Raw genomic sequence first — 5,513 nt, forward strand, 5'->3', positions numbered from 1 at the left:
CTTCTGCCATTTGTTTTCATCTAAAAAAACCAACTTCATCCTCTTTCCTCTATAAATTATTCCCTCTATCCTAACATAAGATCAACACGACCTAGTTTGAATCAAAATAACTATAAAGCTGGGCCAGCCTCTCCGACTCATCTGAATACGAAGAACAGATGGAGCTTTCTGGGGTCATTCATCATCCTCACTAAGATCCGGCCTGGGGATCCCTTCATTGGCTCATGATTTTGGGAAACAGCATGAAAGCACATGAGTTCTGGGCCCGTACCGACAGCCAAGGTCAACTGATTTTGCCCATGCGGGCGCAGGAACAATTGCCCAAAAATCGAGTTGTGCGGGTGCTGGTGTTGGTAGATGAGCAGGAGCTGGCTCCGGCGGATCCTTCACAGGAGCAGTTGCCCACTGCCTCGCCAGATGAAGAGCATCTTTGGTATGGAGCTCCCACCGTTCCCTACGATGGCATTTAGCGCATGGGATCTTGGCCGGACAGCCGCCAGCGGTTTAGGCGTGAGAGGGTTTCTGCATCCAAGTAGGCATCAATGCCCCGCTTGCTCGATAGCCGTTTTGGCTGGAGGTGCCGGATCTGCTGCTGGGCCTGCTGCACTTCATCCCACAGTTGTTCTGCCGAGACCCATTCGGCGTTGTAGCCACCGATCACCAATTGCTGGACACGATCGGAGGTAGCCACCCTTACCCGACACCCATCCTTCTGCAGCTGAGCACACAGCCGTTCAATGCAACTGTCGGCGGTCTCGCCATAGGAGGTATACAGGATCTCGATACCCGAAGGGGAGCGCTCTTGCCGGGCTGGAGTGGGTTGGGCGTAGGCATCGTACACCACGGTCGCCTGGTAGCCCCGGAAGGCCACATAGTTGGCCAAAGATTCCACCAAGCGCAGACGGGCCAATTCCATCAGGGAGCGACGCGCCAACTGGTTCAGGGTGGGCCAAGCTCCGATGATGTTGTAGCCATCAACCAAGAGGAAGGTGGAAGAGGAAGCTTGCATGGATGACGGTGGATCCCCTGTCCGGGATCACACTTCTTAATCTTAATCTTTATCTTATTTTTAATCTTAGTACCCAGCCTTAAAGGTTACCCCACTACTCCGAATGCTCCGATACTTTCCCGGTTGTGAGCAGATCACGGTCTGCGCTGAATCCAATAGGTGGTGAACAGTTCGCCACTGGCCTGTTTCTGAATTTTGCCCCCCAAGGCTGCGATGCGCCGCTCCCACTCCGTTAGGGGGGTGAAAATCGGTTCGGTGCCTTTGAATAGCTCGATGAGGCCCCATTGTTCCGCCCACACCGAGTCGGGATTGACCACTTCAATAATCACAGGTGCAGCCGGTCGCAACACTCGCATCAACTCTGCCCAAACCGCGTCGAAGTACTCAATCGGGTAGTAGTACAAAAATCCGGTGGCAATGGCCAGATCAAATTGCTCCGACTCGTAGTTTTCCAAATGGTGGGCGGATCCCTGTTGCATTGACTTGAACAGCTTGGAGTTAAGCTGGGGTGCCCGCGAGCGAATAAAGCGCACAATCTCACCGCTCAGCTCATGGCCGTAAAAGTAGGCTTGCCAATCGTTCCAGGGATAGGTCAGGAAGCTTACCCCACAGCCCAAATCCAAACAGGCTTCCCGTTTTTTGGGGGCACGCAGTTGCCAAAAGGGGATCCCGAGGCGCTCTTGCAGGTGATCCCGCTGCTGGGCTTGCCAAAAAGGCAGTTGCTCCAGGTCTGGGGGAAGTTGCCAAGCTGGCTGACCCAGTTGAATTTCCAGCTCCCGATTAAAGCGAGCAGCCACAGAGGCAAGGTAGGGATCCCAGCGTTCCCCAGTTTGTGGTAACTCCATCTGTTGATGGCTTTGTCGTAGATGGTTGTGAACTTAACTTGCACTTAACCTACACTACCAGGACTCTCGGCCCGTAGGCTCCCGGCTGCAGGGATCCATTTACCCAGCTGTGGCTGCCGAGGATGGTGCCTGCCGGAATCTGAGCTTGGGATCCCAAACGGGTGTGGGCGCCGATGTAGCAGGGGGCGTGCAGTTGAGCGCTGGGATGGATCTCAGCCGTTTTGTGCACCCATATCCCCGGCGCCTGTTGCTGCACATCTTCCAGGGGAAAATCCGTCATTCGACCCAGGAGAATGTCCAGTTGGCCGTGGTAGTAGCTGGCCGGCGTGCCCAGATCCCGCCAGTAGCCTGTGTGGAGATAAGCTTGCAGCCGGTGCCCTTGCCTGAGCAAATCGGGGAAGACACGCCGCTCGAAGCTGAGGGGATCCCCACTGGGGTAGTCTTTAAAAATGGCTGGATCCAAGACATAGGTGCCGGCGTTGATCGTGTCGGTGGTGAGGGTGAGGGCTTCTGCAGGGGTGGGTTTTTCCCGAAAAGATTGGATCTGGCCCCCTTCCCCAACTTCCACCAGGCCATAGGCGGTGATATCTTCCACGCGGGCGAGGGTGAGGGTGGCAATGGCCTTGCTCTGCACATGACATTGCATCAACGCCTGCAAATCCAGATCCGTGAGGATGTCGGCATTGAAGACCACCAAGGGATCCCCGGTGAAATAGGGCTGAGCCAGCACCAAGGCTCCTGCCGTATCCAAAGGCGTCTCTTCGGGAATGTAGCGGAGCTTCACCCCCAAAGCAGCGCCATCTCCCAGAGCAGCCTCAATTTGTTGGCCCAGATAACCCACGCTGAGCAAAATATCCGTCAGGCCGGCTCGGCGGCAGCGCCCGATCAGCCACTCCAAAAAGGGCACATCCAGGAGGGGCAACAAAGGCTTAGGCTGCAAAAAGGTAAAGGGCCGTAAACGAGTTCCTTTCCCACCCGCCAAGATCACCGCTTGCATAACCACCCTCAACCCCGTTCTCTTCCAAAGATATTGACATCCTCTCCGCCCAATTGCTAAGGGGGATCCATTGGGTCGAGCCAAATGTTTTCTGCTACCCAGAACGTCGATTCTCCGTTGCCCACAGAGGGATACGGATTGCCCCCCCGGGCAATACAGCACGAGTCTTGATCTCAAGTCTCAGGGGATGCCTTTCTGGAGGAGATATTTCAATCTCAATTGGGATTCATAAGCTCAATCCTGAGACAGTTGATTTGCCTTTTTTAGAGCATGTTTGGAGAATTGCGACCCGCTCGCCCCAGTCGGGAATAGCCACCCAAAGCGGCAGTGTCAGGTGATACTACCTTGCAACGGGAATTGTGACAGCCTTGGATAGCTTGGATGGATTCCAATGGGTTTGCCCTTCACCTTCATCTGAGGTTTTGCCGATGTCTGTTTCTCGACGCCGATCCCTACAAGCCCTTTGCTTGACCCTGGCCGGATGCTGGGCTTTAAGTGCACACCAGGGATCCCTGCTGGCCCAAGGTAGCGATTTGTTGGCTCAAGTTCAAGAGCGGGGGGTGCTCCGGATTTCCACCGACTCCAATTACCGGCCTCAGAGCTACCGCAACCCTGACGGCAGTTGGGAAGGATTTGACGTGGATGTGGCGCGCGAGATCGCCAAGCGCTTGGGGGTAGAGGCTGAGTTTCTGGATATCAACTTCGATGTCATCACCGCCGGATCTTGGAATGGCCGCTGGGATGTCAATGTCGGGTCGATGACCGTGACTGCCGAGCGCCAGAAAGCTCTGCTGTTTACCATTCCCTACTACTACACCCCCGCCAGCTTCGTGGTCCACCAAGCCTCGACCTTGACAGATATCGCCGCCTTGGAAGGAAAGCGAGTTGGGGTGGGCACCGCCACCACCTATCAAGCCTACCTGGAGGGCAACCTCACCCTGGAAGGAGAGACCATCCAAGTTCCGGCCCCGCGGGTGGACATCCGCATCTACGACACCGATAGCCTGGCTCTGCAGGATTTGGCACTGGGGGATGGCACCCGCCTGGATGCAGTCTTGACAGCTTTGCCGACGGCTGAAAACGCCATTCGGGAAGGACTGCCCCTGAAAACTCTGGGGGATCCGGTCTACTATGAAGCCTTGGCTGTGGCCTTGGATCGCTCCAGCCCTGCCCCTTCCGAGAGCTTGCAAGCCAAAATTAACGAAATTTTAGAATCCATGCACGCCGACGGCACGCTAACAGCCCTCTCGAAGCGGTATTACGGCATTGATCTGACGAAAAAAGCTGAGTGAGCAAAGACTCTATCCCACTGGAGCAGCCCATTTACCCACCGCCCCGGATTCGAAAAGGGATCCCGTTCCCGGTGGCCCAGGGGTTGTGGTTGGTTTTGTGGCTGCTGTTGTTGCTGTTCACCTTCAGCGGGGTACAGTTGGAGTTGGCCGGGATCCCCATCCGTACCTTGCGTCTCAACGGCAACTTTGTGCGCGAGTGGTGGTGGTTCATCTCGCAAGGGGTGGGCACTACTTTTCAACTGTCCTTGGTCTCCATCCTCTGTGCCACCACCTTGGCCTTTTTGTCGGCACTGGCGGGCCTCTCCCAGATTGCCCCTCTGAGCAGCCTCTCCGCTCTGTATGTCTCGTTGATGCGGGGCACACCTCTATTTCTGCAGTTTTTGTTCATCTACCAGGCTTTGCCGCAACTGGGTCTGGTGTTCGGCTCGTTCACTTCGGCAGTGCTGGCCTTGAGCCTGAACTATGGCGCCTACATGAGCGAGATCTTCCGGGCCGGGATCCAAGCCATTCCCATTGGGCAGCGGGAAGCTGCCTATGCCCTGGGGCTTAAGCCCTGGCAAACCCTGTGGTGCATCATTTTGCCGCAAGCTTTCCGAATTGTCCTACCCGACATTGGCAACCAATTCATCGCCATGCAGAAAGACACTGCCCTGGCCAGCGCCATTGCTTTGCAGGAGTTGATGGGCCGGGCTCGACAGGCGGGTTTGCCGCGCCAACATTTTTTTGAGGCTTTGGTGGTGGCAGCGCTGTGGTACTGGCTGCTGACGTTAATCTTGTCATTTTTCCAGGGACGCTTGGAACGGTACCTGGCCCGCTAGAGGAGCCTGACTCTAATCCGGCCATTACTTTGGTGTCTGCTTGCATACGTTTGTGGTTGCCCACAAAGACCGGCTGTGCCGTTCGCGATAGCAGGGGGCTCCAAAAACAGCCAGAAAGCTGGGGGACATCATCCTGCACTGACCTGCCGCAGTGGGTGAGAGAGGATCCCTGCCACCTCAAGCGGAACGCCATTCAAGAGGCAGGGTTGGCCTTTCGAGAGAGCAAAGACCCGAAGTTTCGCAGCGTCAGAGATCAGAGCTTTGCGGGATACTGCCATTCTGTTTGGCAACGAGCAGGATGCAATCGCTGCAGCCCTGGGCAACAGTGTATGGCTTCGCCATGCAAGCCATAGCCATTCCAAACTGGATTGGGACACTCCCCAAGCGTTCCGCGCTGCTTCCGCGACCACTCCCAGGGGAAGAGGGAAGTTAGGAAGCGATGCAACTTAAAGCTGTTCGTCAGCTAGAAATCGCAGGAGCCCCGCACTGTACCCGTAGGGTCAGTGTCGGGAGGAATGCGGAAGTTATGATAGAACCATGACCCAAGTCCTG

General features: G+C 55.8%; 6 protein-coding genes and 1 pseudogene. 4 read left to right on the plus strand and 3 right to left on the minus strand.

Translation table 11 applies throughout. The features are described from left to right. The first annotated feature begins 242 nt into the window (after positions 1 to 242). The gene (locus ACVWZF_RS14005; RefSeq protein ID WP_238376759.1) at positions 243 to 470 is read left to right on the plus strand and encodes a hypothetical protein; all 228 of its coding nucleotides are present in this window, start codon (positions 243 to 245) and stop codon (positions 468 to 470) included. Here ACVWZF_RS14005 and ACVWZF_RS14010 read toward each other — a convergent pair. From ACVWZF_RS14010 to ACVWZF_RS14020, 3 genes are all read right to left on the minus strand, one after another. After that, positions 467 to 1,009 (minus strand): NYN domain-containing protein, encoded by a 543-nt coding sequence (locus ACVWZF_RS14010; RefSeq protein WP_011433702.1) that lies wholly within the window; start codon positions 1,007 to 1,009, stop codon positions 467 to 469. The two genes, ACVWZF_RS14005 and ACVWZF_RS14010, sit on opposite strands and share 4 nt — an antisense overlap. A gap of 134 nt (positions 1,010 to 1,143) precedes the next feature. Continuing rightward, on the minus strand, positions 1,144 to 1,854 hold the full coding sequence (locus ACVWZF_RS14015) for a class I SAM-dependent methyltransferase (RefSeq protein WP_041436656.1): 711 nt from the start codon (positions 1,852 to 1,854) through the stop codon (positions 1,144 to 1,146). Positions 1,855 to 1,903: 49 nt separating this feature from the next. After that, positions 1,904 to 2,851: a nucleotidyltransferase family protein gene (locus tag ACVWZF_RS14020; RefSeq protein ID WP_011433704.1), complete on the minus strand. Its 948-nt coding sequence runs from the start codon at positions 2,849 to 2,851 to the stop codon at positions 1,904 to 1,906. 428 nt (positions 2,852 to 3,279) lie between these two features. On the opposite strand from ACVWZF_RS14020, the gene ACVWZF_RS14025 reads away from it, so the two are divergent. The 3 genes and pseudogenes from ACVWZF_RS14025 to ACVWZF_RS14035 form a co-directional block, all read left to right on the plus strand. After that, positions 3,280 to 4,143: an ABC transporter substrate-binding protein gene (locus ACVWZF_RS14025; protein ID WP_011433705.1), complete on the plus strand. Its 864-nt coding sequence runs from the start codon at positions 3,280 to 3,282 to the stop codon at positions 4,141 to 4,143. Then, positions 4,140 to 4,961, plus strand: a complete 822-nt coding sequence (locus tag ACVWZF_RS14030) for an amino acid ABC transporter permease (protein ID WP_148202748.1) — start codon at positions 4,140 to 4,142, stop codon at positions 4,959 to 4,961. The genes ACVWZF_RS14025 and ACVWZF_RS14030 overlap by 4 nt, the downstream gene beginning before the upstream one ends. A 94-nt stretch (positions 4,962 to 5,055) precedes the next feature. Next, positions 5,056 to 5,221: pseudogene (locus ACVWZF_RS14035) on the plus strand (RNA-guided endonuclease InsQ/TnpB family protein); the annotation flags it as partial. Positions 5,222 to 5,513: the final 292 nt, after the last annotated feature.

This window comes from Thermostichus sp. OS-CIW-30 (assembly GCF_054060215.1).

Coding starts and splice junctions, on each gene's coding strand:
- ACVWZF_RS14005 (WP_238376759.1), top strand. CDS start 243: ATGAAAGCACATGAGTTCTGGGCCCGTACCGACAGCCAAGGTCAACTG.
- ACVWZF_RS14010 (WP_011433702.1), bottom strand. CDS start 1,009: ATGCAAGCTTCCTCTTCCACCTTCCTCTTGGTTGATGGCTACAACATC.
- ACVWZF_RS14015 (WP_041436656.1), bottom strand. CDS start 1,854: ATGGAGTTACCACAAACTGGGGAACGCTGGGATCCCTACCTTGCCTCT.
- ACVWZF_RS14020 (WP_011433704.1), bottom strand. CDS start 2,851: ATGCAAGCGGTGATCTTGGCGGGTGGGAAAGGAACTCGTTTACGGCCC.
- ACVWZF_RS14025 (WP_011433705.1), top strand. CDS start 3,280: ATGTCTGTTTCTCGACGCCGATCCCTACAAGCCCTTTGCTTGACCCTG.